Source organism: Noviluteimonas lactosilytica, assembly GCF_020866925.1.
GTDB classification, from domain to species: Bacteria; Pseudomonadota; Gammaproteobacteria; order Xanthomonadales; family Xanthomonadaceae; genus Noviluteimonas; species Noviluteimonas lactosilytica.
Map to the genome: position 1 here is coordinate 134,325 of NZ_JAJGAK010000005.1, position 26,870 is coordinate 161,194.

The window sequence follows — 26,870 nt, forward strand, 5'->3', positions numbered from 1 at the left end:
CATGTCGATCACCATCAAAACCCCCCAGGACATCGAGAAGATGCGCATCGCCGGCCGCCTGGCCGCCGAAGTGCTCCAGGTCGTGGCTCCGCACGTGAAGCCGGGCGTCAGCACGGCCGAGCTGGACCGCATCTGCCACGACCACATCGTCAACGTGCAGCAGGCGATCCCGGCCAACGTCGGTTACCGCGGCTTCCCGGCGACCGTCTGCACCTCGGTGAACAACGTCATCTGCCACGGGATCCCGAGCGACGCGAAGATCCTGAAGGACGGCGACATCCTCAACATCGACGTCACCGTCATCAAGGACGGCTGGCACGGCGACACCTCGCGCATGTACTACGTGGGCGCCCCGACGGTGATGGCCAAGCGGCTGGTCGAGACGACTCGCGAGGCGATGTTCCGCGGCATCCGCACGGTGAAGCCGGGGGCGACCCTCGGCGACATCGGCAACGCGATCCAGGAATTGGCCGAAGGCGAACGCTTCAGCGTGGTCCGCGAGTACTGCGGCCACGGCATCGGCAAGGTCTACCACGAAGATCCGCAGGTCCTGCATTACGGCCGCAAGGGCGAGGGCCTCGTGCTCAAGCCGGGCATGGTCTTCACGATCGAACCGATGATCAACGAAGGCGCACGCCACACGAAGCTGCTCCCCGACGGCTGGACCGTGGTCACCAAGGACCGCAAGTTGTCCGCGCAGTGGGAACACACGGTGGCGGTGACCGAGGACGGCGTCGAGATCCTCACGCGCGTACCGGGCGACGACAACGACCTATGACCGATCACGCCGCCGCCTCGGTGCCGGCGGCGAACACGCCGGCTGCAACATCCGCTGACTGGGCCGCCGCGGCGCGCGCGAAGCTCGCGGGCAACGGAGCCGAACTCGCCGCGCGCTTCGACCGCAACGAGGACATCGACACGCTGCTGCGCGACCGCGCGCGCGCCGTGGACGCGATCGTGCGCGAAGCCTGGTCGCAGTGCATCGCCGACGACGCGAAGCTCGCGCTGTTCGCCGTCGGCGGATACGGCCGCGGCGAGTTGTATCCGCAATCCGACATCGACCTGCTGGTCCTGGCCGAGCCCGACGCACAAGCGGCGCAGCACGACGCGCTCGCGCGCTTCTTCGCGCTGCTGTGGGACGCGGGCCTGCAGACCGGGCACGCGGTGCGCTCTGCCGACGAATGCACCGGCGCCGCGCGCGACGACATCACCGTGCTCACCGCGGTGATGGAAGCGCGACCACTGGTGGCCGACGAACACGACCTGCGCGCGCTGCTGCACGCGATCGACACGCGCCACGCGTGGCCGGCGCGCGAGTACTTCATCGCCAAGCGAGAAGAACAACGCGTGCGCCACGCGCGCTTCGGCAACACCGCGGACAACCTGGAACCCAATCTCAAGGAAGGCCCCGGCGGCCTGCGCGATATCCAGACGCTGCGCTGGATGGCGCTGCGCGTGCTGGGCCAGCGCGATGCGCAGGGCATGATCGCGCTCGGCCAGCTGGGCGCCGACGAATACGCGACGCTGGAGCGCGAACGCCGCGCCCTCGCGCGCCTGCGTTACGGCCTGCACCTGGTCGCCAATCGCCGCGAAGAACGCCTGCGCTTCGATCACCAGAAAGCACTCGCCGCGCGCCTGGGTCATGTCGACGCCGACGGCAACCTCGCGGTCGAACAGATGATGCAGGGCTTCTACCGCAGCGCCGCGATCGTGCTGCGCATCAACGATCGCCTGCTGCAGCGCTTCGAGGAACAGCTGGAAGGCGAGGTTGCACCGGAGTCGATCGACGACACGTTCGAACTGCGCCGCGGTTATCTCGCCGCGCGCGCGCACGAGTGGCCCGACGGCGACACCGGCGCGGTGTTCGCGCTGTTCGCCACGTGGGCCGCGAACCCGCGCATCCGTGGCCTGCATTCGCAGACCGCGCGCGCGCTGGCCGAAGCGTTGCCGACGATCTGCGCCTACACCGACGCGTCGCCCGCGTTGCGCAAACAGTTCATTGCGTTGCTGCGCGGCCCGCAGGCCGTCGAAACGGTCGCGCGCATGGCGCGACTCGGCGTGCTCGCGCGCTGGCTGCCGGCGTTCGCGCAGGTGTCGGGGCGCATGCAGTTCGACTTGTTCCATGTCTTCACCGTCGACCAGCACACGCTCGCGGTGCTGCGCAACATCGCGGGTTTCGCGAGCGGCACGCCGGACGAGCGGTTCTCGATCGCGCACGAGGTGTATCCGCGCCTGCGCAAGCCGGAATTGTTGCTGCTTGCCGGCCTCTTCCACGACATCGCGAAGGGCCGCGGCGGCGACCACGCCGAACTCGGCGCGGTCGACGCGCACGAATTCGGCGTCGCGCACGGGTTGAGCGAGGCCGACACCGAACTCGTCGCCTGGCTCGTGCGCAAGCACCTGCTGATGTCGGTGACCGCGCAGAAGCAGGACATCTCCGATCCCGACGTGATCCAGGCGTTCGCGCGCGAAGTCGCCGATCGCGAGCGCCTCGACCTGCTGTTCCTCCTGACCTGCGCCGACATCGCGGGCACGTCGCCGAAGTTGTGGAACGCGTGGAAGGACCGCCTGATGGCGGACCTGCACACGGCCACGCGCCTTGCGTTGCGTCGCGGCCTCGAACATCCGGTCGCCGCGGCCGACCGCATCGCCGAATCGCGCGCGACCGTGCAGGACATGCTGCATTCGTTCGCCATCGACGCGGACGAAGCGTCGCGCCTGTTCGCGCAGATGCCCGACGAAACCTTCCTCCGCGCGCGCCCCGACCAGATCGCGTGGCAGGCGACCGTCGTGCGCGGTTCGCAGCCGGGCGGCATGCGCGTCAGCGCGCGCACGCTCAACGCGCCGGGCGCGGCGCGCGTCGGTGCGCTGGAAGTGTTCGTGCTCTCGCCCGATCGCGATGGCCTGTTCGCCGCGATCGTCGCCACGCTCGATCGCGCAGGCCTTGCGATCATGCAGGCGCGCCTGTTCGACGGACCGGATGGTCGCGTGTTCGATACGTTCGAGGTGTTGCCGGCCGAAGGCCAGCGCATGATCGCGGCGGAAGAAGTCGAACGCCGCCTGAGCGCCGCGCTCGCCACCCACGACCTCGACACGATCAAGCCGGTGAAGCGCAACCAGCCGCGTCACCTGCGCCATTTCCGCATCGCGCCGCAGATCGGATTCTCCGACACGGCCGATGGACGTCGCACGCTCGTGAGCCTGGTCTGCACCGACCGCCCGGGCCTGCTCGCCGACGTCACCCAGGTGTTCCGCGCGCAGCGCCTGCGCGTGCACGACGCCCGCATCGCGACCTTCGGCGCGCGCGCCGAGGACGTGTTCCAACTCACCGACGAGCGCGACAACGCGCTCGACGAAGCACGCCGCGATGCATTGCGCGCGGCGCTGCTCGCCCAATTCGATGGAGATGCACGATGACCGCCCGCAAGACCGCAAGGAAGAAGACCACCGCGACCACGCCGCAGCCCGCACCGGGCCTGAGCGTGGAAGAGCTGAAGTTCCATATCGACAGCGCATGGGAACGCCGCACGATGCTCACGCCGGAAGAGATCGAATGGGCGACGCGCCCGTCGGTCGACCGCGTGATCGAAGGCATGGAGAGCGGCGAGTTCCGCGTCGCCGAACCGGACGGGAAGGGCGGCTGGCAGGTCAACGAGTGGCTGAAGAAAGCGGTGCTGCTGTACTTCCGCATTCGCGACATGCAGTTGATGGAAGGTGAGCCGGGCCCGTTCTGGGACAAGGTGCCGCTGCGTTTCGAGGGCTTCGGCGAAGCGCAGTTCCGCAAGCTCGGCGTGCGCGTGGTGCCGGGCACCGTCGTGCGTCGCGGCACGTACCTGGGCAAGGACGTCGTGCTGATGCCGAGCTTCGTGAACATCGGCGCGCACGTCGGCGCGGGCACGATGGTCGATACGTGGGCGACGGTCGGGTCGTGCGCGCAGGTCGGCAAGCATTGCCATATCTCCGGCGGCGCTGGCATCGGCGGCGTGCTCGAACCGCTGCAGGCATCGCCGACGATCATCGAGGACCATTGCTTCATCGGTGCGCGCTCGGAAGTCGTGGAAGGCGTCGTCGTCGGCCACCACAGCGTGATCGGCATGGGCGTGTTCCTCGGCCAGAGCACGCGCATCTACAACCGCGCGACGAAGGAGATCAGCTACGGCTACGTGCCGCCGGGTTCGGTCGTCGTCTCCGGTTCGCTGCCCGCGGCCGACGGCACCCATTCGCTGTACTGCGCGGTGATCGTCAAGCAGGTGGATGCGAAGACGCGTTCGAAGACGTCCATCAACGATCTGCTGCGCGGGTAAGCGATGACGACGCTCTTCGGCCTGTCTAACTGCGATACCTGCAAGAAAGCGCGCAACTGGTTGCAGCGTTTCGGCGTCGAACACGCGTTCGTCGACTACCGCGACAACCGCCAGCCCGCCGCGACGCTCGCCGATTGGGCGAAGCAGGCCGGCGGCTGGGATGCGTTGATCAACAAGTCGTCGACCACGTGGCGGCAGTTGCCGCCGACGCGCAAGACGCCCGGCAGCGATGCGGAATGGCAGTTGCTGCTGAAGGAGTATCCGCAGTTGATCCGCCGTCCGGTCGTCGTCACCGACGATGGCGTGGTCACGCAGGGGTTCAGCGACAACGGATTCAAGGCGCGCTTCGCGCGCGCCCTGTCGGAGCAGGGCAAGTGAGCGACGTGCTCGCGCTGACCAAGGCGCTGATCGAATGCACGTCGGTCACGCCCGAAGACGCCGGCTGCCAGGCGTTGCTCGCCAGTCGCCTGGAGAAGGCGGGCTTCGCGTGCGAAGCGCTGCGCTTCGGCGAGGTCGACAATCTGTGGGCGACGCACGGCGGCAATGACGAAGGTCCGGTGCTCGTGTTCCTGGGCCACACCGACGTCGTGCCGTCCGGCCCGGTCGAAGCGTGGACCACGCATCCGTTCGTGCCGATCGAACGCGACGGGATGTTGTACGGGCGCGGCGCGGCGGACATGAAGGGCAGCGTCGCGGCCTTCGTCGTCGCACTCGAACAGTTCGTCGCCGCGCATCCCGATCATCGCGGCACGGTCGCGATGCTGGTGACGTCGGACGAAGAGGGCGACGCGATCGATGGCGTGCGCCGCGTCGCCGACGTGTTCCGCGAACGCGGGCAGCGCATCGACTGGTGCGTCACCGGCGAGCCGTCGTCGAAGGCGAAACTCGGCGACCTGCTGCGCGTCGGTCGTCGCGGCACGTTGTCGGCGACGATGACCGTGCGCGGCATCCAGGGCCACGTCGCGTATCCGGACAAGGCGCGCAATCCGATCCACCAGGCGTTGCCCGCGCTCGCCGAGCTCGTCGCACGCAAGTGGGACGAAGGGTACGAGACGTTCCCGCCGACGAGCCTGCAGATCAGCAACGTGCATGCGGGCACCGGCGCGAACAACGTGATCCCCGGCGAGTTGCAGGTGTTGTTCAACCTGCGCTTCAACCCGCACTGGACCGCGGCGGAACTCGAGCGCGAATGCGAGATGGTGCTCGACGCACACCAGCTCGAATACACGATCCACTGGCATCGCGGCGGCGAACCGTTCTTCACGCCAGAAGGCCCGCTGCGCGAAGCCGCACGCGACGTGCTGGCGAGCATCGCCGGCGAAGCGCCGGAGGAAAGCACCGGCGGCGGCACGTCCGACGCGCGCTTCATCGCGCCGCTCGGCGCGCAATGCGTGGAGATCGGGCCGGTGAACGCGAGCATCCACAAGGTCGACGAACACGTCCGTGTCGCCGACCTGGAAGCGCTGCCGGCGCTGTACCTCGCCCTCATGCGCCGCATGATGGCCTGACGAACGGTCTTGCAAGGCACCGCCCCCCGCGTGTTAGGGTCGGTGCCATGACGTTCGCCACGAACAATCGCAATTCGAATAACGCCAGCCTCCCGCGGGCCGGCGATTCGTGCATGCGATAGCAACGTCATCCACACGATTCGTCCCGAAGCCCGCGCCGCAAGCGCGGGCTTCTTGCGTTTGCGGCCTCCGAAAGCCAAACAGGAGTCCGTCCCATGTGTTCCATCCTCGGCGTCTTCGACCCGCGCCCGCACGCCGACCTGCGGCCGCTGCGTCCCCTCGCACTCTCGCTCTCCGCGCTGCAACGGCATCGCGGCCCCGATTGGTCCGGCGTGCATGCATCGAAACATGCGCTGCTGGTGCACGAGCGCCTGGCGATCGTCGATCCGGCCGGCGGCGCGCAGCCGATCGTGTCGGCCGACGGCACGCTGGTGCTCGCGGTGAACGGCGAGATCTACAACCATCGCGCGTTGCAGGATGCGCTCGCGACGCCGTATGCGTTCACCACCGGAAGCGACTGCGAGATCGTGAGCGCGCTGTATCGCGAGGACGGGCCTGCGGCCTTCGCGAAGCTCAACGGCATCTTCGCGTTCGCGTTGTGGGATGCGCAGGCGCAGCGCGTCGTGATCGCGCGCGATCCGCTCGGCGTGTGTCCGTTGTATTGGGGGCACGATGCGGATGGGCGGTTGTGGGTCGCCTCCGAGATGAAAGCCATCGTGCGCGTGTGTCCGGATGTCGCGCTGTTTCCGCCGGGGCATTGGTACGACAGTGCGACGGGAGCGCTGATGCGTTTCCACGAGCGCGAGTGGCGCGACTACGAAGCCACCCGCGGCGTGTCGGTGACGCCGGCGGCGTTGCGCGACGCGCTCGAATCGGCCGTGCATCGCCAGTTGATGAGCGACGTCCCGTACGGCGTGTTGCTGTCCGGCGGCCTCGATTCGTCGATCGTCGCCGCGTGCGCGGCGCTGCATGCGCGCCGCCGCGTCGAGGACGACGATCGCAGCGAAGCCTGGTGGCCGCGCCTGCATTCGTTCGCGATCGGCTTGCCGGGCTCGCCGGATCTCGCGGCGGCGCAGATCGCGGCGGACGCGATCGGCACGGTGCAACACGGCTTCACCTACACGCTTGAAGAGGGCATCGACGTGTTGCCCGACGTGATCCGCCATGTCGAAACCTACGACGTCACCACGATCCGCGCGTCGACGCCGATGTTCCTGCTCGCGCGCCGCATCAAGGCGATGGGCGTGAAGATGGTGCTGTCCGGCGAAGGCGCGGACGAGATCTTCGGTGGCTATCTCTACTTCCACAAGGCGCCGGACTCACGCGAATTCCACGCGGAAACCGTGCGCAAGCTCGATGCGCTGCACCAGTTCGACTGCGCACGCGCGAACAAGGCGATGATGGCCTGGGGCGTGGAAGCGCGCGTGCCGTTCCTCGATCTCGCGTTCCTCGACGTCGCGATGGCCATGGATGCGGAAGGCAAGTTGGTGCGCGAACGCGGCGGTCGACGCATCGAAAAGGCCGTGCTGCGCGAAGCATTCGAGGGCGCGCTGCCCGACGCGATCCTGTGGCGGCAGAAGGAGCAGTTCAGCGACGGCGTCGGTTATGCGTGGATCGACGGGCTGAAGGCGCATGCGTCGCGCTTGGTCGGCGACGCGGAGTTCGCGACGGCGACGGAACGTTTCGCCATCAACACGCCGGAGACGAAGGAAGCCTTCCTGTATCGGCGCCTGTTCGAGGAATGCTTCCCCGGCGATGCGGCGGCGCTGACGGTGCCGGGCGGCAAGTCGATCGCGTGTTCCTCGTCCGCGGCGATCGCGTGGGACGCGAGCTTCGCCTCGCGCGCCGATCCCAGCGGCCGTGCGATGCGCGAAGTGCACGCCGCCGCCGCACCCGTGGAGGGCACGGCGACGGCGGCATGACGTCAGGCGAGCGACATCAGAAGCGGTAGCCGAGGCTCACGCCGTAGTACGTCGTGTCCATGTTGGTGGACGCGGCCTGCGCGCCGTCGACGGTGGCTTCGGTCGACCAGTCCATCCAGCGCGCTTCACCGCGCGCGAACCAGCCTTCGGAGATCGCGACGTCGAACCCGGCAACGGCCGTCATGCCGTTGTCGCTGCGCAGGTCGACGCCCGCGATCTCGGTGACCGCCGCGTTGGTGCCGAGATCGTTGACGCGCGTCCAGTGCCAGCCCGCGCCGATGAAGGGCTTGAAGCGACCGAGCGGCGCGAAGTGGTACTGCGCGGTGAACGCGAGCGGCGCGGTGGTGAAGTGCGCGACGGGCACGTCGTTGCCCGCTTCGACATCGATCTCGGTCGAGTGCTGCGCGCCCTGCGCGATCCACGCATCGATCGCCCAGTGGTCGTTGAAGAAGAACGACAGCGACGCGGCCCACACGTTGTCGTCGTTGTCCGACTCCAGGTGCGACGCCGGCGTCGGCACGTCGATCGCGACCTGCGAGATCGGCGAGGCGCCGCCGTCGATGGCGCCGTACCCGGCGGTGACGGCCAGGCCCGTGCCGCCCGTTTCCTGGGTGGCGAACGCGGTGGCGGGCGCGATGGCGAGGGCCAGCGCGAGCGGGAGGTAACGCATCAAGGTCATGCTCGATTCCAATTGGAGGAGGGGAAAACGCGGGCGGCATCGTAGGAGCGCCGCGTGCGCGCTTTCGGTGGAATCGGCTGTGGCGCGCGAAGGAATGCTCCCTTCGCGCATCAAGGTCAGGGCTGCAACGTCATCGTGTGGCGCGCCGGCCCTGGGAGGAACGGCGTCGCACGACCCTGCACCCAATCGTCGTGCCCCGCGCCCCAGTAGGGCGACAACGGGTGTCCGCTCTGTCCGCCGGGCATGTGGAGGAAGCCATCGCGCTCATGGCCGGGCGCGACGACCATGCGTTCCGACGCGCCGTTGTCGGGCGCCTGCACGCGCGGCATCGAGCCATCGCCCGGGAGCTGGTCGGCCGGCATGCACAGCATCGGTTTCGCGAACGGCAACGCGCGCACGAGCGGGTGGCAGATGTGGGCGGTGTTCGCTTCGCCCCAGGTGCGCTGATCTAGTGGGCCTTGTTCGGCGAGCGTGTCGCGGACTTGCTTCGCCGCGTCTTCGAACAACGCCGGCCAATCTTTGTAGCGGCGCGACAACAAGTGCATCGGGCGTTGCGTCACCATCGGCCACGCGGCGCCTTCGAACTGCGGCAACGCGGGCGTCGAGAAGGCTTCGCCGAGTTGCGCCTGCGCGGGCGCGGTGAATCCGTCGATGAGGCGTTCGTTCACCGCGCGGCGCCATTCGCGCACGATGCGGTAGCTCACCGAATCGGTGGACGCGCGACCTTCCCATTGCTTCGCGGCGTCGGCGAGCGCGTGCATCGCCGGCGTGTCGTTCGCCTTCGCGCGTTCCTGCAGCAGGCGCCACCAGCGTTCGAGGAACACCGCGCGATCGTCGAGCTGGATCTCAAGCAATGCGCGTTCGTCGAATTGCGCCCGCCCGAACAGGTCGTTGCGGATCTGCTTTCCTCGCGCACCGGAGATGTAGCCGCCGTCGCCGAGCAACGCGTACGCGTCGCCGCCGACCACGCGCGTGTTCGCGGTCCACAGGCGCGCCGACCGCGGGCGCGCGACGACGGGCGAGGCGTCGAGTCGCATCGTCGGCGGCGCGCAGGTGGCCGCTTCGGCCACGAGCACGTGGCACCCCGGCGCACGCTGCAGGATCGGCCCGAGCACGCGCCACGCGATGTCGTGCCCGTCGGCCAGCAGCAGGTTCTGCGCGGGGATGGCGATGCGATTCGCGCGCTTCAGCGCGTCGTCGAGGTTGCGCGCATACGCCATGTCGATGAAGTCCAGGCGGATCGAGCCCGGCAGGTGCGCGGCCCAGCGCAACGCGAGCGCATTGCCGTCATCGTCGTGCGCAAGGATCGGACCCCACGGCGCTTCCTCGACGTGGAAGTCGACCGCCGCGCCGCCCGCGACCTCGATGCGTTCGCGATGCACGCGCAGCGGCACGCATTGCGCACCGACGCGATAACGGTGTTCGCCGCACTTCACGTAGCGGCCCCAGTCGGCCGAATCGATGTAACTGTTGGTGAAGCCCCAGGCGACGTGCGTGTTGCTGCCGACGACGACCATCGGCAGGCCGGGCAGGGTCACGCCGCCGATGTCGACGCGGCCGCCTTCGGCGCGCGCATCGAACCAGCGCAACTGCGCACGGAACCAGATGTTCGGCGCGCGCAACGCCAGGTGCATGTCGTTGGCCACGATCGCGCGGCCATCGCGCGTGGCATCGCCGCTGACGGCGAAGTTGTTGCTGCCGATCGCGGGCGGATCGGGGACTGCCGGAATCGACGCGAGCGCCGGCATCGGCAGCTGTTGCAGATCGACATCCTGCGGGCCGGGAAGGAGCGCATCGCCTAACGCCGCGCCTTCGAGCGGCGCATCCCAGCTGCTGCCCGGATGCGCGAGCAACGCGTACAACGCCGGCGGCAGGTGCGGCTGCAACTTCCACAGCGCGAGCTCGCGCGCGTTCGACGCATCCTGCAGGTCGAAGTACATCGCGTAGCCAACGAGCGGCGTGTCTTCCGGTCGCCACGGTTGCGGTTGCTGGCGCAGCAGCAGATACGGCCAGGGGCGCGAAGAGAGCGCGGCCAGGCCTGCGTTCACGCCGTCGGTGTAGGCCTGCAGCGTCGCGCGATGTTCGCCGGCGATGGTGGCGAGGTCGGCGACGACGCGCGCGCGCATGCGATGCACGCGCCGCGTCTTGTCGAGGTCCACCGCCGCCGCGCCGAACAGGCCCGACAACTCGCCCGCCGCGGTCCGGCGCATCAGGTCCATTTCGAAGAAGCGTTCCTGCGCGTGCACGAAGCCCAGCGCACGCATCGCATCGGCTTCGCTCGCCGCATCGATCGTCACGACGCCGAGCGAGTCGCGTTCGATCTTCACCGGCGCCGACAGGCCGGGCAGGGCATGCGTGCCGTCGAGTTGCGGCAGGCTCGCGCGCATCGCGAGCCAGGCGGCGAGGATCGCAAGCACCACGAGGAGCAAGAGGCCCGCTCCGATCCGCAAGATCCAGCGCCGCATCCCGCCCCCTTTCGTGTCAGTGAATCAGCGCTTCTGCATCCGATAGGCGGCCGCGTGCAGCGCAGTCACGCCTTCGTCGCGGAAACTCTGCTGGTACGCCAGGATGTCGCGGCGCACGAGCAACTCGATGTCCCAGTCGCTTTCGAACAGTTCGCGCACTTCCGCTTCGGGCACGCTGAAGGGCGGGCCCTGCTTCTCGTGCCGCGGATACTCGAGCGTGATCATCAGGCCGACGCAGCCGCGCGGCAGCTTCGAATACACCTCGCGCGCGTAACGCTGGCGCAGGCCCGGCGGCAACGCGATGACCGCGGCGCGATCGAAGAACGCTCCGCACTTCGCGAGATCCGGCGCATCGAGCGCGAACACATCGCCGCACAGCAACGCGATCGGCCCCGATTCCGACAGCACGCCCTTCGGCGTGTGCGACACGCGCGGTTCCAGGCCTTGCTCGGCGAAGAACTGCTCGACCGCGAGCGACGCCAACTCCACGCCGAACACGTCGTAGCCTTGTTCGGCGAGCCAGGGCATGTCGACGCTCTTGCCCGCAAGCGGCACGAACACCGTCGTGCCGTCCCGCGCGCCCACGCGATCCCAGCATTCGACCAGCAGCGGCGACGGCGTGGCCTGGTGGAAGCCGATCTGGCCCGCGCGCCAGCGCTGCAGCCAGTTCTCGCGATCCGCCTCGAGTTCGCGACTCATGATTCCACCGCCAGCCCGTCGACCTTCTGCCAACCGCGCGGCAGCAGGCCGCCGCGCGTCGCGCGCGCGCCGACGTACTCGTCGAGTTCCTTGAACGACAGCGTCATCGTGCGCGCACCCGACTTCACGACGAGCTTGCCGCCCTGCGGCACGACCGCGACCGCGACGACGCGCTCGGTGCCGAGCTTGTTCTTCGGAATCTCGATGATCTTGTTGCCCTTGCCCTTGTCGAGTTCCGGCAACTCGCTCACCGGGAAGGCGAGCAGGTGGCCGACGCTCGTGACCGCGACGACGCGATCGGATTCGAGCGCGCCGACCTGCGCCGGCTGCACGACCTTCGCCTGCGGCGTCAGCGACAACATCGCCTTGCCGGCCTTCTGGCGACCGGTGAGGTTCACGAACTTGGTGACGAAACCGTAGCCGTGCGTCGACGCGAGCACGAATCGCGTTTCATCGTCGCCGCTCGCCATCGCCTGGAACGACGCACCCGGCGCCGGCGCGAAGCGCCCGGTCAACGGTTCGCCGTTGCCGCGCGCACTCGGCAGCGTGTGCACGACGGTCGAATAACTGCGGCCGGTCGAATCGAGGAACGCGACCTGCTGCGTGCTGCGCGCACGCACCGACGCCAGCAGACCGTCGCCTTCGCGATACGACAGCGCCGCCGCATCGACATCGAACCCCTTCGCCGCGCGGATCCAGCCCTTCTCGCTGAGCACGACCGTCATCGGTTCGCTCGGCACGAGCTCGGTTTCGTCGAGCGCCTGCGCGGCGTCGCGCGAGACGAGCGGCGAACGACGTGCGTCGCCGAACTTCTTCGCATCGGCGAGCAGCTCGTCCTTCAGCAGCTTCTTCAGCTTCTTGCGATCGCCGAGGATCGAGATCAGGCGATCGCGCTCGGCGTCGAGTTCGTCCTGCTCGCCGCGGATCTTCATTTCCTCGAGGCGCGCGAGCTGCTTCAGCTTCGTCTCGAGGATGTAGTCCGCCTGGTCCTCGCTCAGCTGGAAGCGCGCGATCAACGCATCGCGCGGTTCGTCTTCCGTGCGGATGATGCGGATGACCTCATCCAGGTTCAGGAAGGCAATCAACAAACCTTCCAGCAGGTGCAGGCGGCGTTCGACGCGTTCGAGGCGATGCTTCAGGCGACGCGTGATCGTTTCGGTACGGAAGGCCAGCCATTCGGTGAGCAGCTGCTTGAGCGGCTTCACCTGCGGGCGGCCATCCTGGCCGATCACGTTCATGTTGACGCGATACGAGCGTTCGAGATCGGTCGTCGCGAACAGATGCCCCATCAACTGGTCGACGTCGACGCGGTTGCTGCGCGGCACGAGCACGACGCGCACCGGGTTCTCGTGATCGGATTCGTCGCGGATGTCTTCCAGCCACGGCAGCTTCTTCGCGCGCATCTGCGTGGCGATCTGTTCGATCACCTTCGACGGCGAGACCTGGTAGGGCAGGGCCGTGATGACGATGTTCTGCGCTTCCTTCGCGTACGTGCCGCGCGCGCGCACGCTGCCGAGGCCCGTTTCGTACATCTGCAGCAGGTCCGCGGCGGGCGTGATGATTTCCGCGGTGGTCGGGTAATCGGGGCCGCGCAGGTGCTCGCACAGATCGCGCGTGGTCGCTTCCGGATCGTCGAGCAGGCGCACGCACGCGGCGACGACTTCGTTGAGGTTGTGCGGCGGCACGTCGGTGGCCATGCCGACCGCGATGCCGGTGGTGCCGTTGAGCAGCAGGTGCGGCAGGCGGGCGGGCATCCAGGACGGCTCGTCGAGCGTGCCGTCGAAATTCGGCACCCAGTCGACCGTGCCCTGGCCCAGCTCGCCCAGCAGCACTTCGGCGATGGGCGTGAGCTTGGATTCGGTGTAGCGCATCGCCGCGAACGACTTCGGATCGTCGCTCGAGCCGAAGTTGCCCTGGCCCTCGATCAGCGGATAGCGGTACGAGAACGGCTGCGCCATCAGCACCAGCGCCTCGTAGCACGCCGAATCGCCGTGCGGGTGGTACTTGCCGATCACGTCGCCGACGGTGCGGGCGGATTTCTTCGGCTTCGCCCCGGCATTGAGCCCGAGCTCGCTCATCGAATAGATGATGCGGCGCTGCACCGGCTTGAGCCCGTCGCCGAGGAACGGCAGGGCGCGATCCAGCACCACGTACATGGAGTAATCGAGGTAGGCGCGCTCAGCGTACTCGCGCAGGGGGATCTGTTCGAAACCGTGGAAAACGGGGCGGACGGAGTCGTTCATCGGCTTGGCTTGGGGACGTCGGCCGAAGTTTAACCGCCGCCGCGAGCGCCGCCCGAACTCAGCAAAATCCGTTGACATCCCCGACGCCGCACCGCACCATACGCGCCCACCTGCCCAGGTGGCGGAATTGGTAGACGCACTAGTTTCAGGTACTAGCGGGTAAAACCGTGGAGGTTCGAGTCCTCTCCTGGGCACCACTACATCGTTTCAGGACATCTCGAGGGATCTCCGGAAACAGCCAAAAACCCGCCGAAATGGCGGGTTTTTTGTTTCATGGCGCTGCATGGCGTCTCATTGCGTCTTAGCCTCCCCGGGGGCATAGTTGGGGGCATCCGGGCGTGGGGGCATCTTGGGCCCTCTCCCGGGCCGGAGCGCCCGATGGCCACAGCAACCAACAAGTTGACGATTCCTGCGATCAAAGCCGCACGGCCCGGCAAGCACGCCGACGGGCTTGGTCTTTACCTCGAAGTGACTGCTTCAGGCGGTCGATATTGGCGGATGAAGTACCGCATCGGGGGCAAAGAGAAACGGCTCGCCTTCGGTGTGTTTCCCGACGTCACATTGGCTGAAGCGCGGGATCGTCGCGATCAAGCGCGTCGGTTGCTTCGGGATGGACGAGATCCGGGAGCGATTCGTGCTGAGGTCAAAGCGGCTGCGCGGCGCGTCGAGCTGGCCGGCTTTCCTCTTGTCGCCAACCAATGGCTGAAGCACAAGCAGGTGGGCTGGGCGCTCGAGACCCACCGAAAGGCGAAGTATGTCGTTGAGACCTACTTGGCTCCCAAACTGCGAAAGGCTTCGGTGGCTAGCTTGTCGACCAAGGATGCGGCGGCCGCCCTAGCCGAAGTCGCAAAGGTCGCTCCTGCGCTGGCGGCGAAGGCGCGTCAGTACCTCCAAGGCATCGTCCAATTCGCCGAGCAGCAGGGACTCCGAGAGGACGGCCGTCCGCTGTCGCTCCGGGGCATCTTGCCCGCCCATGAGAAAGGCCACATCCCCGCCGCAACCAGCCTGAAGTCAGTGACGGCCTTGGTCCAGGCCATTGAGGGTTACCCGACCCCGGTCACCCGGGCAGCGCTAAAGCTCGCGATGCTGACGGCGATGCGACCTGGCGTGGTTGCCTCCGCGCGATGGGAGGAGATCGATCTCGACGCAGCCGAATGGCATGTGCCTGGCCGCCGGATGAAGACCCGACACGACCACATCGTCCCCCTGCCGACCCAGGCGGTTGAGACGCTGCAGTCCATGCGGGCTTACACGGAAGGCCGCGAATTTGTCTTTCCGCCGCTGGCCAGACAGACCACGCCACATCTTCATCGCGACGCCATGAGCGCGGCACTTCGGCGCATGGGATTTCAGGGCCAGCATGCCACCCATGGCTTCCGCGGAATGCTCCGTACGGTAGCAAGGGAACGGCTAGCTATCGATGCGGACGTGCTCGAATCGCAGTTGGCCCACGCCAAGCGAGGCGACGTCCAAAAAGCTTATGACCGTACGACTTTTAATGCTGCTCGGAGAGACGCCATGCAGCACTGGGCCAACTATTTGGACGAGCTAAAGAATGGCTGATGCACCGAAATTCGATCTAACGAGGCCGCTCTTTGTCCTTAAAGCGCCCGAATCTCTCGAGCAGAAAATCAATTCCAGTCGCTCCCTAATTTGGCGTCGCGAACTTGAGCTGTTGTCTCGAGAAAAGCTAATCGAGATTGCTATCGCCGGATGCTGGAAAGTTAAGGGTCTGGAATCAACCATCGGCAGACTGTCTTCTGAAGTAAGCAAGCATAGGCAGGCGCGTTCCAAGGGAGGTCAACTGCGGCGGGCAGACCAGAAGCAAGCGAAACAGGCAATCAAAGAGGAATGGCTGGTCGCGCGTACGAGTCAAAGAAGATTTATCGCGGGGGCCTTCGCTCTAAAAATGGTGAAGAAATACGGGAAATTCCAGGCGGAATCCGTAAAGAAGTGGTTTCGACAGTGGGAAAGAGAATACCGATTGGACTCACCTGCTAGCCCTTCACCGCAGCAAATACTCAACCAGCGTATTCCAGCGGTATACCGGATTTTTGGCTATCTGGATTCCGAAGCAAAAAAATAGAAGGCATGAGCTAGCTCATGCCTGCATCTTCTAGCTCAGCCGTGCAACGTGAAGGTTGGAGCATAGTTTGCGTATCGCTGTGACTCACAGCCGTCTAAGGCATCTCGCCCAGACGACCCAGCGAGACCCAACTATGACCATCAAACGAATCATCCGACCCGAGGAAGTCTGCGCGATGGCCGGCTTCTCTCGGGCCACGCTGTATCGGCTCGAGGCTCAGGGGCGGTTCCCTTCCCGCATCAAGATCGGGGCACACGCCACCGGCTATGTCCTTGCCGAGGTCGAGGAATGGATCGAAGAGCGCATTGCCGATCGCAACGCTGACCGGAGGGCGCAATGATGCGGATGGCCCAGGAAAGAGAAAGCGTCACGACCTATACCGAGGAATTGTCGATCTGGGCCGCGCACTTGGAGGGGCGGCTGGCCGACCTCTGCAAGCGGCCGACGGTGGAGCGGATGCTCAGCGCGCAACTCGCGGTGGCGTCGTTGAGCAAGGTGTTGGGCTTCCTGGCGGATTGCCTGATCACCGAGGGGGAGGGCCATGACGGGTGAATGGCGAAAGGCCATTCCTGAAAGGAAGCGACGCAAGATAAAGGGCAGGGCCGCGAAGCCCTTTATTGGCATTCCCCGGGAGGTCGTTGACTCCGAAGAATTTGGATCGTTGAGCCCACAGGCGACGAAGCTGCTACTCGAGCTCGCCAGACACTATCGCGGAAACAACAATGGGGATTTTTCTGCGGCTTGGAGTCAACTGAAAAGGCGCGGATGGAAAAGTCCTGCCACCCTTGCCCGAGCTAAAGCTGAGCTAATCGTAAGCGGGTTTGCCTTGATGTGCCGGCAAGGCGGGCGCAACAAGTGCTCTCTCTATGCGATTACGTGGTGGGCCATTGACGAATGCGGTGGCAAGCACGACGAGCGACCTGGCCATGTTCCATCAAACAAATGGAAGAAAACGAAATCAGTAGTCCAGATGTGTACGGACGTAGTTCCTGAGCGTACCTAGTAGGCAGTACAAGGCACAAAGCAGGCCCAATCTTGGTCCACTGATGTATTGGTCCGACAATTGAAGCGAAGTTCGCTAGTCCAATGGTGTACTCCTTCTTAGATATACCAAGTGGGAACCACTTCAGGGCTTTAAGGCAGTCCCTGGGGCACGCACGCCATCTTGGCCTCAGGGGCTGTCCGATTTCTTGCCTAGTGGATGCCTAGTTCTGAGACGACGGACTCGACCGCAAGAACGCGGAGCTACGTCAGTCAAGCTGGGGAGCCCGAGAGGTTTTCAGGATGGCGTGTACTGGCCGAGCAGATCGGACCGAATCCCGCTTTCGGCCAGAAGCGGACATTCGCGCATCAGCTCTACCGCATGGCGTCGAGCAACAACTGCCAATACCCCACGTCGATCCATCGGTCTAGTTTGAACCCAACACGCTTGAAATGCGCCACCTTCTCGAAGCCCATGCGCTCGTGCAGCGCGATGCTGGCATCGTTCGGAAGCGCGATCCCGCCGATGACGGTCTGCATCGAGCGCGTACGCAACGCTTCGATCAGGGCGACATACAGCGCCCTACCTAAGCCCTTTCCCTTGCTGGCCGGGTCGAGGTACACGGTCGACTCGACCGAATAGCGGTACGCGCAGCGGCCCTTCCATTTCGAGGCATAGGCGTAGCCCACCACCGCGCCATCCTCTTCGGCGATCAGCCAGGGCAGGTTGGACGAATGCGTTTCGTCGATGCGCGCGCGCATCTCTTCGTTCGACACCGACTCGGTCTCGAACGTGATGCAGGTGGTGGCGACGTAGTGGTTGTAGATCGCAGCGATCGCGGCGGCGTCGCGCTGCTCGGCGGGTCGGATGTTCATGGCCGCCATGTTCTGTGAGCGGCTGTCAGCGGGGCAAGCATCGAGAGTTGACCATCTGCGTCACTTCGATATTATTGGAAATATGGAAATGCCATCTGCCCTAGCCAGCCTCTCCGCGCTCGGCCATGAGTCCCGCCTGCGCGCTTTCCGCCGCCTGGTCGAAGCCGGCCCCGACGGCATGCCAGTCGGTGAGCTGCGCGACTTCCTAGACCTACCCGCAGCGACATTGACCGCGCACCTCAACGTGCTGCGTGGGTCCGGCCTCGTCGTCGACCAACGCGAGGGCCGCGTAATCCGCGTGCGCGCGAACTACGAGCAGATGAACGCGCTGCTCGCGTACCTCACCGAGAACTGCTGCGTCGGGACCGCGGACTGCGGCCCCACCCCCACCGCCTGCAAGCCACGCAAGAAAGGAGCTTCCAAGTGAACCGCTTCCACGTACACCTCAACGTCGCCGACCTCGCCGCGAGCATCCGCTTTTACACGCAGCTCTTCGCCGCGCCGCCCGCCGTCGTCAAGGACGATTACGCGAAGTGGATGCTCGACGATCCGCGCGTGAACTTCGCCATTTCCAACACCGGCCGCGCGCCGGGTGTCGATCACCTGGGCCTGCAAGTCGACTGTGGCGAAGAACTCGTCGCGCTCGGCAAGCGCCTCGACGCCGCGGGCGGCACCGTCGTTCCCGAGGAAGCGACGATCTGCTGCTACGCGCAGTCCGACAAGAACTGGACCGAAGACCCGCAGGGCACGCGCTGGGAGACGTTCCATACCTTTGGCGACGCGACGACGTACTACGCAGCGGACGCGGCCTGCGCGACCGACGGCGCGGCGTGCACGCCGAACGTGGCCGCGATGAAGCCGAAGGTCAACAAGGGCACGCCTTGCTGCTCGACGTCGGCGGCGTGCTGCTGATGAAGCGCATCCTGTTCGTCTGCGTAGAGAACTCGAACCGGAGCCAGATGGCGGAGGCATTCGCCCACATCCAAGGTGGCGATGACGTCGAAGCATTGAGCGCGGGTTCTGCGCCGTCCGGGGTCATCAACCCCAAGGCGATTCGCTTCATGTCCGAGCTGGGCTATGACCTGAGGCGCCATACCTCCAAGTCCCTCGACGAGATCGACGGCGAGTTCGATGCGGTCGTAACCATGGGATGCGGTGACAACTGCCCGTGGGTGCCGGCGAAGCGGCGCGAAGACTGGGCACTTCCTGATCCGAAGCACATGGGCGATGACGAATACCGCGCCCTTCGCGACAACATCGAGATGCGCGTCAAGCGCCTGCTGGCGGAACTGGCATGAATTTGGGCCGCCTGCTGGCCGAGTTCCTCGGCACGATGCTGCTGCTCGCGACGGTGGTCGGCTCCGGCATCATGGGTGTCGCGCTTTCGCAGGGGAACGACGGCATCGCGTTGCTCGCGAACGCCGCCGCTACCGCCGGCGTGCTGTACGTGCTGATCGTGATATTCGGTCCCGTCTCGGGGGCGCATTTCAACCCCGCGGTGACGTTGGCGATGCGAATCCGCGGCGAGATCGACACGCGCACGGCGGCTGCCTACGTGGCGGTGCAGGTGCTCGCCGCCATCGCCGGCGTGACCATCGCGCACGCGATGTTCGGACAAGCGCTGCTGCAACCCGGCACGCACGCTCGGACCGGCGGGTCGCAGTGGTTGAGCGAAGGCGTCGCCACCTTCGGGTTACTGCTCACCATCCTGCTCGGCGCGCGTCATAGGCCAGCCGCACTGCCCGCGCTCATCGCCGCGTGGATTTTCGCCGCCTATTGGTTCACGGCGAGCACGTCGTTCGCGAATCCCGCCGTGACGTTGGCGAGGGCGCTGACGCAGACGTTCGCGGGGATCCGTTTGGTTGACGTACCCGCTTTCTGGCTAGCGCAGATCGTGGGCGCACTCATGGGGATCGTCGCCGCATCAGCAGTTGGTCCGCCGCGCCGCCACCCGTGAACCGAAATCTGGAGATGCAACCGCATGTCCGCTCTCGGCCAAAAGCGGACATTGGTCGAGTGACGAAAATTAGTGCCATCTAGTGACGGACTCAGTACACCCGGCGCGCGCAGTCGCCGACATCGAACACTTATCAGGTAGGGGCAAAACCTTTCCCTGTGACCTTCTTTTCGTTCTTCGCGGCCCGCTTTTCCTTCATCGTCTTGGCAGGCTTCTTCTTTTGCTCCTTCTTCTTATCTAGTCCTTTGCTCATGTCCTTCTCCTCGGTGGGTTAGCGGCGACCGGGAATCGACGTCGCCGTTCACGATAGGCGTGTATATTAGTCCTGCACTCGATTGCGCGGTTGCGTGGTCGTGCCCTGGGCCTCCGTGCAGCTCCTGACACGGAAAGCACCTCGTGCTCCTACATGTTTACGCGCCCGTCCGCACTCCATGGCTCATCGTCGAGGGCCAACCCTCGCGCGCAGCACTTGATCGCCACGGCACACTTCGGCTGGAAGGAAGCTTCCAGATCGATCGCCTCACGGCCACCGAGCGTCGGCTCATCTTGCTTGAGATTGGCGCGCGGTCCTTCGCCCTCGTGCCGGAAGCCACGGCTCTGCGGCTCATCGCCCGCACGCCAATTCGACAAGTCAGGCGCCGCCTGACTCGGTGGCTGCCGACGCGCTATTCCTTAGTGATTCGCGAATAACGGAGGCCACATGACAGCAAAGAAACAAGGTTCGACTGACCAACTCTTCGCGCGGAAAGGGGCAACCGCAAGTCTGAATCGCGGTCCTGCCCGGGACCTTCTTGCCGCTGACATGCTGGCTTTTGAGCGAGCGGGCGGCGTCGTCGAAAAGCTGGGCACGACGTATACGTTTAAGCGCATTCCTCATGCGGAGACTACACATCCGACTCAGGTTCGCATGCGCAGCAAGGCGCGCTCGACACCTAACTGACGGAGTTGACATGGAAAACAAGCGTATTGCGTTACCTGGCGCCAAGCCGGGTTGGCGCTTGGAAGGTCACCTGCGCGTGGTCAACGGGATATGGAAGCGATTCCGTGTTGATGCGGAAGGTCCGGTCCACACCAATAAGCTGGGCGAACAGAAGCGATGGCACGAAATCTTTGATGGGTATGACTGCGAAGAGAGTGCGCGACGTTACATGCAGGAGCACTACGGTCACGACCCGTTTATTGGGAAGCCTGACACGGGATATTGACCTGCTGCTTTCTTTGCAAGTCAAAGTGTGTGTTCTTGGGTCGAAAGAGGTCGTTCATGTCGATGTTCTCGGGCGATCCTGCAGTCGGCCATGCCGCAGTCTCCACACGCCCTGAGTAGACTGTGGAAACCCTCCTGCGGGTGGAAGTGCAGTGACTCACGGCGAACATGAATGGAACGACTTTCTCCGAGTGCTTAGCAGCCTCGACGCGGGGGAACGCGAAGACCTGGCGTCCGACATGGACGAACTCCACAGCACGACCGTGCCGACCCAACGTGGTCGTCGCGACATGCTGAGATGGGTTGCCGATCAGATGCGCAAGGATCATCGCGCCCCCTGATTGCCGCACCGATGCGATCTTGTTGCGCCGTCCGGACGTGCGCCTTCGTTGCTTGCGGGAGCGTCCCCAAATCTCAGTGCTCTCGAGTCCGCGTGCTCGCAGGGATGGATGGCCGTCTAACGACGGCCTCAAAGCAAATTGGCGGAGCTTGCGCCCCGCCAATTGGTCACTCGCGTCCGCGAGTCGCTAGGACTAGCGCGACGATTGCGCCGGTGGCTGAGCGTTCTTCGCAGGTTCCTGTTTCTCGCCAGGTTCCTTTGCTGTCGTAGTTTCGGTTTCCGGCGATGCGACCTTCTTTTCGTCAAATGCCGTCTTGTCGACGGAGTCGTTGGAGGCCGTCTTCTGGTCGTTGCTGTTGTTCATGGTGAATCCTTGCGATGGAATCCCGTGCAGCAGGGATTCGTATGGCCTTAGGCCGAGCTGCGCTTGGCAGAAATGAGGCTCAAAGGCGAGGTCGCAGATTCGATGAGTGCCGTCGGAATTTCCGGTGCAGAAGGATGCTGCAACACTTAGGAATGACGCTGGTGTGACCAACACCCAAACGCTCTGCGTGACTAGCACTCGATTGAGTTCAGCAACTCTTACCGACGAACGCGGAGCGTGTTCGCTGCAAGCCAAAAGTGTCCGCTTTGGGTCGGGAGCGGTCACTCCGTGACCGACTGTCACCTCAGCTGTGGGAGGCGAGCCGAGTGGCAGCTTCCGACCCAAAGCGGACACTCAGAATCTGCACCGCGGCTGGGCATGGTCCAGTTATTCTGTGGCTTCTATTCGGGCTCAGGCCGTGTTCGCGATCCGCGAACTAAGGGGAAGATCATGCGTCGGTGCCTTCTGGTTTGCTTCTTGGCACTATCGGCAGTCGGATGCGCCTCCGCCGGTGCCGAGACTCCGTTCTATAGCGACACGCCGCTCGTCTTCCTTGAAAGATTGAAGCACCTCGACAATCGACTCCACTCGTTCATCATTTCTGGAAGCGTCAAAAATTGGATTACCGAAGCCGACGTGCCTGCGCTTCTGGGCCGGCTCGAATCGACAGACGAGTGCGCCGGAGTCATGAACGAAGCTAGTGGCTACGTTCCAGGCCGCTCAACAATTGGCGACGAGGCCGCATTTCTTATCGACGGCTTCCGCACTCGTCTATACCCGCCAAGACTGCACTCCAAGCGATACACGGAAGCCGAAAAGCAGGATCTGCGGAACTGGTGGACCCTTTACAACCAAGCCACTGACGCTTCATCCCGATAGGTTTCTACGAAGGATCGCGGTTGGCTAGACCGCGCGAATCCCGGCTGCTGAGTGTCCGCTTCTGGCCGAAAGCTGCCGTCAGGAAGACTGCTAGCGGCCCAACGCGGCCCTCCCTACCGCGGCCACGCAGGAATCGGTTTCGGTAGTTTTACGGAGACATCGGGCGAATTTTTTCCGATGTGCCGCCCGAATGATAGAGCCAAAGTGGGGAACCCAAGAGGGAGCGGAAATTGATGAGCGACGTCATCGCGGTCCGCGCTACTTCGGATGGGTTTCCTCGCGATGCAGGTGGGGGCTTTGCGCGTCGCAGCCGTATCCTTGCAAAGGGAGAGTTCTTGTATCGCCCGGGTGACGCACTTCGCGCGATTTACTTGGTTCTGGATGGTGCCTTTAAAACCGCGTCGACTGGCTTCGACGGCGTGGAACGAATCGTGGGGTTCCACCTGCCGGGGGAAATAATCGGATTAGATGGGTGGAGCGAACTTCGACATCGATGCATGGCGATCGCGCTAGCCGATGCGTGCGTGTGTCAACTTTCGATCGATCAGTTCATGTGGACCGTGTTAGGGCAGAAAGGAATGCGGGAATGGACTCGTCGCATCATCGGCAATTGCACAAGGAACGAAATCGAACACCTGGAAATGCTCGGGCGGCGACAACCTGCTGCGCGAATCGCGTTGTTCCTGCATGAGTTAATGCTGCGATCTCAGCACCGCGTCGAGGCGGGCGCTTGCATTACGTTACCCATGACGAGAGAGGATATTGCGTGCTTCCTGAGCCTTGCGCCGGAGACAGTGAGTCGAGGCTTCAAGCGATTGCAGACAATGGGGGTGATCTCGGTCGATCATCGCCGCATCGAAATTCGTGACGCGACAAAACTTCAATCCTTCGCCCGTTCGTGGCACCAGCCGTCTATGCGACGCCGCCGGGTTGCGTGAGGTCGCATCAGTAGTGTCCGCTTCTGGCCGTAACGGGACGTCAGGCCCAACCCGGCAACGGCGCGGGGCTGGACCTAACAGTTCGTTGTCCTGCTGCCGCGAACAAATCCGTTTGCCCGCGGAGTTGTGCGCGCGAAGGTGCGGGGGACGTGCCCCGCTCGACATATCGACCATCGGTTTGGAGACAGTCGCAATGTTCACCCAGGTGATTGCTTGCGGGGGAGTGATATGCCGCGCACTACTACTCGCAGGACTACTTTCCGGATCGGCAGTTGCTCAAGATCGCGGCCCGATCATCGACATGCACCTGCATGCGTTTGGCTTCGATGAGTTCGGGGCCACGCCTCCGCCCAATGAAGTCACAGGCGTCGTGCCGTTTGCTCGGACGGACGAGGCGGCAATGCATGCAACCTTGGATGCAATGCGGAAGCACGACGTGGTGCTGGCTGTCACAAGCGGTCCAGTTCCCGACGTCCTAAGGTGGGCATCCGTCGCGCAAGGAACAATCATCGGCGGCGCGGGTCTCGGCCCCATGGATTCCTTGCCCGAAGCTGAGTCTTTACGCCGTCTGGTAAAGGACGAGCCGATCGCGGTCCTTGGAGAACTCGGGTTGCAGTATCACGGCCTGAGTGCGTCAGATCCAAAAATAGCGGACTACTTCGCCTTGGCAGAGGAGCTGGACATTCCGGTCGCACTGCACTCCGGACTTGGTGGCTCAGGCACTACCTATACCTGCTGCCCGAAGTTCCGGGCCTCGCTAGGCAGCCCGGCGACCATCGAGGACATGCTGGCTCGGCACCCGAAGCTCCGCATCTATCTGATGCATGCGGGCTATCCGTATCTTGCCGAGACAAAGGCCATTCTCTCTTCGTATCCGCAAGTCTACGTCGATGTTGCCGGTATCAACTGGACGTTGCCACGAGCGGAGTTCCACGCCTATCTCAAGGCACTGGTCGATGCGGGATTTGGCAAACGAATCATGTTCGGGTCAGATCAAATGGTATGGCCCGACGCGATTGCGCTTGCGATCGAAGGGATTGATGGAGCGGATTTCCTGTCGCCGGAGCAGAAGCGCGACATCTTCTACAACAACGCCGCGACCTTCCTGAGGCTGGATCAAGCGGCAATCGACAAAAATCACGGCAGGTGATGGAGGTATCCGCTTCTGGCCGATAGCGGACATGCGTTGATGCCATTGCGCGGCAGTGGCCTGTCAGCGGTGGGAGACGTTCAGTTCTGGCCGATTTCCAGTGAGTGGATGTGTCAACTCCGAACAAGGAGAACGCCATGAACGAGACCCCCAAGCTCAGGAAATACGATCAACTCATCGAGAGCTGCAGGGCGCTGCCTCCCATGTGCACGGCAGTCGCGCATCCCTGCGACGCGTCCTCGCTCTCGGCCGCGATCGATGCGACCCGCCTCGGCCTCATCACGCCGATCCTCGTAGGTCCGCAGGCGCGCATCTACGGCGCCGCGAAGACGGCCGGTCTCGACCTGGGCAACATCGAAATCGTCGACAGCCCGCACAGCGTGGAATCGGCAGCGCGCGCCGTCGCATTGGTGCGCGAGGGACGCGCCGAGGCGCTGATGAAGGGGAGCCTCCACTCCGACGAGCTCCTGGGCGCGGTGGTCAAGCGCGAAACCGGTCTTCGCACCGCCCGGCGCATCAGCCACTGCTTCGTTATGGACGTACCGGGGCACGAGGACACGCTCATCGTGACCGATGCGGCGGTGAACATCGCGCCGACACTAGCGGAGAAGGTGGACATCGTGCAAAACGCGATCGACCTCGCCCAGTCACTCGGCGTGGTCGAGGTGCGGGTGGCGATCCTCTCGGCAATGGAGACCGTGAATCCCAACGTGCCTTCGACATTGGAAGCAGCGGCGCTGTGCAAGATGGCTGATCGCCGCCAGATCACCGGCGCGATCCTCGACGGGCCGCTCGCGCTCGACAATGCGATCGACCTCGAGGCGGCGAGGATTAAGAATCTCGATTCCCCCGTGGCCGGCCGCGCGAATGTGCTGGTGGTGCCGGATCTCGAAGCAGGCAACATGCTCGCCAAGAGCCTAACCTTCCTCGCCGGCGCCGACGCCGCCGGCATCGTGCTGGGCGCGCGCGTGCCGATCATCCTCACCAGCCGCGCGGACACGGTCACCGCGCGCCTTGCCTCATGCGCCGTGGCGGTACGGCTCGCACATGCACGACGCCTCGACGCCGGGCGGGCCGTGAGCTGATGGTCGGCGTGATCGCGGTGATCAACGCGGGCTCCTCGAGCCTCAAGTTCTGCGTCTACTTCCATCGTGCGCGGGGCCTTGAGCCCGCGCTGCGGGGACAAATCGAGTCGATCCACACCGAGCCCCGTTTCAAGGCGCGTGATGCGGCGGGCGCGGAGCACGGCAAGACATGGCCCGAAGGCACGGCGCTAAGCCACGAAGGGGCGCTGCACCACGTCGTCGATTTCGTGCGCGCCCAGCTCCCCGACGAACCACTGCTCGCGGTGGGCCATCGCGTGGTGCACGGCGGGATGGAGTTCGCCGCGCCCGTGCGCATCGACGCCAACGTCCTTGCCCGCCTGGAAGCGTTCATCCCCCTCGCTCCGCTGCACCAGCCGCATAACCTGGCGGCCATTCGTTCGCTGCTTGCGGCGCGACCCGACCTTCCGCAGGTCGCATGCTTCGACACGGCCTTCCATCGCTCCATTCCCGAGATCGCACAGATGTTCGCGCTGCCGCACGCGCTGCACGTCGAGGGCGTTCGCCGTTTCGGCTTCCACGGCCTGTCTTACGAGTACATCGCCTCGCGATTGCCGCTATTCGATCCGGTCGCCGCGGCAGGCCGCACCGTTGTGCTGCACCTGGGCAACGGCGCGAGCATGTGCGCGATGCACGCGGGGCGCAGCGTGGCGAGCACGATGGGGTTCACCGCGGTCGACGGCCTGCCGATGGGCACGCGCTGTGGCTCCATCGATCCGGGCGTGATTCTCTACCTCATGGACGAGCGGGGCATGGACGCGCGCGCCATCGAGAAAATGATCTACAACGAGTCGGGGCTGCTCGGTGTTTCCGGCGTGTCGAGCGACATGCGCACGTTGCTCGCCTCCGCCGAGCCGGGCGCGAAGCGCGCGGTCGACTTGTATGTCTACCGCATTGGTCGCGAGCTGGGCTCTCTCACGGCCGCGCTTGGAGGGCTCGACGCGATCGTCTTCACCGGAGGCATCGGCGAGAACTCGGCCGTGATTCGCGAACGCGTTTGCCGCAACGCGGGATGGCTGGGCGTGGATCTCGATCCCGAAGCCAACGACGCCGGTGGCCCGTGCATCTCGGCCGCCGGTTCGCGCGCGCGGGTGTGGACCGTGCCCACCGACGAAGAGCGGATGATTGCGCGGCACACTCTCTCGGCCTTGGAGGGATGAACAACGCCGGGG

The 26,870-nt window shown here is 64.9% G+C and carries 25 protein-coding genes and 1 tRNA gene; 20 read left to right on the top strand and 6 right to left on the bottom strand.

Features of this window, described 5'->3' with window-relative positions; genetic code table 11:
• Window position 1 precedes the first annotated feature (1 nt).
• The 6 genes from map to asnB all read left to right on the top strand — a co-directional run bounded on the left by map (window position 2) and on the right by asnB (window position 7,734).
• Entirely contained in the window at window positions 2-778 is a 777-nt protein-coding gene (map, locus tag LK996_RS16120; protein ID WP_230528398.1) for a type I methionyl aminopeptidase, read from the top strand.
• Window positions 775-3,417 (top strand): [protein-PII] uridylyltransferase, encoded by a 2,643-nt coding sequence (glnD, locus tag LK996_RS16125; protein ID WP_230528399.1) that lies wholly within the window; start codon window positions 775-777, stop codon window positions 3,415-3,417. The genes map and glnD overlap by 4 nt, the downstream gene beginning before the upstream one ends.
• On the top strand, window positions 3,414-4,304 hold the full coding sequence (gene dapD / locus LK996_RS16130; protein WP_230528400.1) for a 2,3,4,5-tetrahydropyridine-2,6-dicarboxylate N-succinyltransferase: 891 nt from the start codon (window positions 3,414-3,416) through the stop codon (window positions 4,302-4,304). Before glnD ends, dapD begins: the two co-directional genes overlap by 4 nt.
• Window positions 4,305-4,307: 3 nt before the next feature.
• Complete coding sequence (locus LK996_RS16135; RefSeq protein WP_230528401.1) at window positions 4,308-4,682, top strand: Spx/MgsR family RNA polymerase-binding regulatory protein; 375 nt, start codon at window positions 4,308-4,310, stop codon at window positions 4,680-4,682.
• Window positions 4,679-5,812 (top strand): succinyl-diaminopimelate desuccinylase, encoded by a 1,134-nt coding sequence (gene dapE / locus LK996_RS16140; RefSeq protein WP_230528402.1) that lies wholly within the window; start codon window positions 4,679-4,681, stop codon window positions 5,810-5,812. The genes LK996_RS16135 and dapE overlap by 4 nt, the downstream gene beginning before the upstream one ends.
• Window positions 5,813-6,027: 215 nt before the next feature.
• Window positions 6,028-7,734, top strand: coding sequence for an asparagine synthase B (asnB, locus tag LK996_RS16145; protein ID WP_230528403.1), 1,707 nt, complete (start codon window positions 6,028-6,030; stop codon window positions 7,732-7,734).
• Between the two features lie 16 nt (window positions 7,735-7,750).
• Here asnB and LK996_RS16150 read toward each other — a convergent pair whose 3' ends face one another.
• From LK996_RS16150 to parC, 4 genes are all read right to left on the bottom strand, one after another.
• The gene (locus tag LK996_RS16150) at window positions 7,751-8,413 is read right to left on the bottom strand and encodes an OmpW/AlkL family protein (RefSeq protein WP_230528404.1); all 663 of its coding nucleotides are present in this window, start codon (window positions 8,411-8,413) and stop codon (window positions 7,751-7,753) included.
• A gap of 116 nt (window positions 8,414-8,529) precedes the next feature.
• A complete protein-coding gene (locus tag LK996_RS16155) occupies window positions 8,530-10,878 on the bottom strand; it encodes a penicillin acylase family protein (protein ID WP_230528405.1) in 2,349 nt (782 codons plus the stop codon).
• A gap of 24 nt (window positions 10,879-10,902) precedes the next feature.
• Window positions 10,903-11,577: a thiopurine S-methyltransferase gene (locus tag LK996_RS16160; RefSeq protein ID WP_230528406.1), complete on the bottom strand. Its 675-nt coding sequence runs from the start codon at window positions 11,575-11,577 to the stop codon at window positions 10,903-10,905.
• Window positions 11,574-13,820: a DNA topoisomerase IV subunit A gene (gene parC / locus LK996_RS16165; RefSeq protein ID WP_230528407.1), complete on the bottom strand. Its 2,247-nt coding sequence runs from the start codon at window positions 13,818-13,820 to the stop codon at window positions 11,574-11,576. Before parC ends, LK996_RS16160 begins: the two co-directional genes overlap by 4 nt.
• 112 nt (window positions 13,821-13,932) lie before the next feature.
• Here parC and LK996_RS16170 point away from each other — a divergent pair.
• The 5 genes from LK996_RS16170 to LK996_RS16190 all read left to right on the top strand — a co-directional run bounded on the left by LK996_RS16170 (window position 13,933) and on the right by LK996_RS16190 (window position 16,458).
• Window positions 13,933-14,017, top strand: a tRNA-Leu gene (locus LK996_RS16170).
• A gap of 181 nt (window positions 14,018-14,198) precedes the next feature.
• Window positions 14,199-15,383 carry a tyrosine-type recombinase/integrase gene (locus tag LK996_RS16175; RefSeq protein WP_230528408.1) on the top strand — a complete coding sequence of 395 codons (1,185 nt, stop codon included), beginning with the start codon at window positions 14,199-14,201 and terminating at the stop codon, window positions 15,381-15,383.
• Entirely contained in the window at window positions 15,376-15,906 is a 531-nt protein-coding gene (locus LK996_RS16180) for a hypothetical protein (protein WP_230528409.1), read from the top strand. Before LK996_RS16175 ends, LK996_RS16180 begins: the two co-directional genes overlap by 8 nt.
• 133 nt (window positions 15,907-16,039) lie before the next feature.
• The gene (locus LK996_RS16185; protein ID WP_230528410.1) at window positions 16,040-16,246 is read left to right on the top strand and encodes a helix-turn-helix transcriptional regulator; all 207 of its coding nucleotides are present in this window, start codon (window positions 16,040-16,042) and stop codon (window positions 16,244-16,246) included.
• A complete protein-coding gene (locus tag LK996_RS16190; protein WP_230528411.1) occupies window positions 16,243-16,458 on the top strand; it encodes a hypothetical protein in 216 nt (71 codons plus the stop codon). Before LK996_RS16185 ends, LK996_RS16190 begins: the two co-directional genes overlap by 4 nt.
• Before the next feature lie 804 nt (window positions 16,459-17,262).
• Here the strand turns inward: LK996_RS16190 and LK996_RS16195 are convergent.
• Entirely contained in the window at window positions 17,263-17,763 is a 501-nt protein-coding gene (locus tag LK996_RS16195) for an arsinothricin resistance N-acetyltransferase ArsN1 family B (RefSeq protein ID WP_230528412.1), read from the bottom strand.
• On the opposite strand from LK996_RS16195, the gene LK996_RS16200 reads away from it, so the two are divergent.
• From LK996_RS16200 to LK996_RS16220, 5 genes are all read left to right on the top strand, one after another.
• Window positions 17,762-18,190, top strand: a complete 429-nt coding sequence (locus tag LK996_RS16200) for an ArsR/SmtB family transcription factor (protein ID WP_230528413.1) — start codon at window positions 17,762-17,764, stop codon at window positions 18,188-18,190. The genes LK996_RS16195 and LK996_RS16200 overlap by 2 nt on opposite strands.
• A complete protein-coding gene (locus LK996_RS16205) occupies window positions 18,187-18,675 on the top strand; it encodes an ArsI/CadI family heavy metal resistance metalloenzyme (RefSeq protein WP_230528414.1) in 489 nt (162 codons plus the stop codon). Before LK996_RS16200 ends, LK996_RS16205 begins: the two co-directional genes overlap by 4 nt.
• Window positions 18,645-19,061 (top strand): arsenate reductase ArsC, encoded by a 417-nt coding sequence (locus LK996_RS16210; protein ID WP_230528415.1) that lies wholly within the window; start codon window positions 18,645-18,647, stop codon window positions 19,059-19,061. Before LK996_RS16205 ends, LK996_RS16210 begins: the two co-directional genes overlap by 31 nt.
• Complete coding sequence (locus LK996_RS16215) at window positions 19,058-19,720, top strand: aquaporin (protein WP_230528416.1); 663 nt, start codon at window positions 19,058-19,060, stop codon at window positions 19,718-19,720. The genes LK996_RS16210 and LK996_RS16215 overlap by 4 nt, the downstream gene beginning before the upstream one ends.
• Window positions 19,721-20,670: 950 nt before the next feature.
• Window positions 20,671-20,925 carry a hypothetical protein gene (locus tag LK996_RS16220; protein WP_230528417.1) on the top strand — a complete coding sequence of 85 codons (255 nt, stop codon included), beginning with the start codon at window positions 20,671-20,673 and terminating at the stop codon, window positions 20,923-20,925.
• A 532-nt stretch (window positions 20,926-21,457) separates the two neighbouring features.
• Here LK996_RS16220 and LK996_RS16225 read toward each other — a convergent pair.
• The gene (locus LK996_RS16225) at window positions 21,458-21,628 is read right to left on the bottom strand and encodes a hypothetical protein (protein ID WP_230528418.1); all 171 of its coding nucleotides are present in this window, start codon (window positions 21,626-21,628) and stop codon (window positions 21,458-21,460) included.
• Between the two features lie 1,112 nt (window positions 21,629-22,740).
• Between LK996_RS16225 and LK996_RS16230 the strand changes: the two genes are divergently transcribed.
• The 4 genes from LK996_RS16230 to LK996_RS16245 all read left to right on the top strand — a co-directional run bounded on the left by LK996_RS16230 (window position 22,741) and on the right by LK996_RS16245 (window position 26,858).
• On the top strand, window positions 22,741-23,445 hold the full coding sequence (locus LK996_RS16230; protein WP_230528419.1) for a Crp/Fnr family transcriptional regulator: 705 nt from the start codon (window positions 22,741-22,743) through the stop codon (window positions 23,443-23,445).
• 193 nt (window positions 23,446-23,638) lie between these two features.
• Window positions 23,639-24,595, top strand: a complete 957-nt coding sequence (locus LK996_RS16235; protein ID WP_230528420.1) for an amidohydrolase family protein — start codon at window positions 23,639-23,641, stop codon at window positions 24,593-24,595.
• 137 nt (window positions 24,596-24,732) lie between these two features.
• Entirely contained in the window at window positions 24,733-25,680 is a 948-nt protein-coding gene (locus LK996_RS16240; protein ID WP_230528421.1) for a phosphate acetyltransferase, read from the top strand.
• A complete protein-coding gene (locus LK996_RS16245; protein ID WP_230528422.1) occupies window positions 25,680-26,858 on the top strand; it encodes an acetate/propionate family kinase in 1,179 nt (392 codons plus the stop codon). Before LK996_RS16240 ends, LK996_RS16245 begins: the two co-directional genes overlap by 1 nt.
• The last annotated feature ends 12 nt before the right edge of the window (window positions 26,859-26,870 follow it).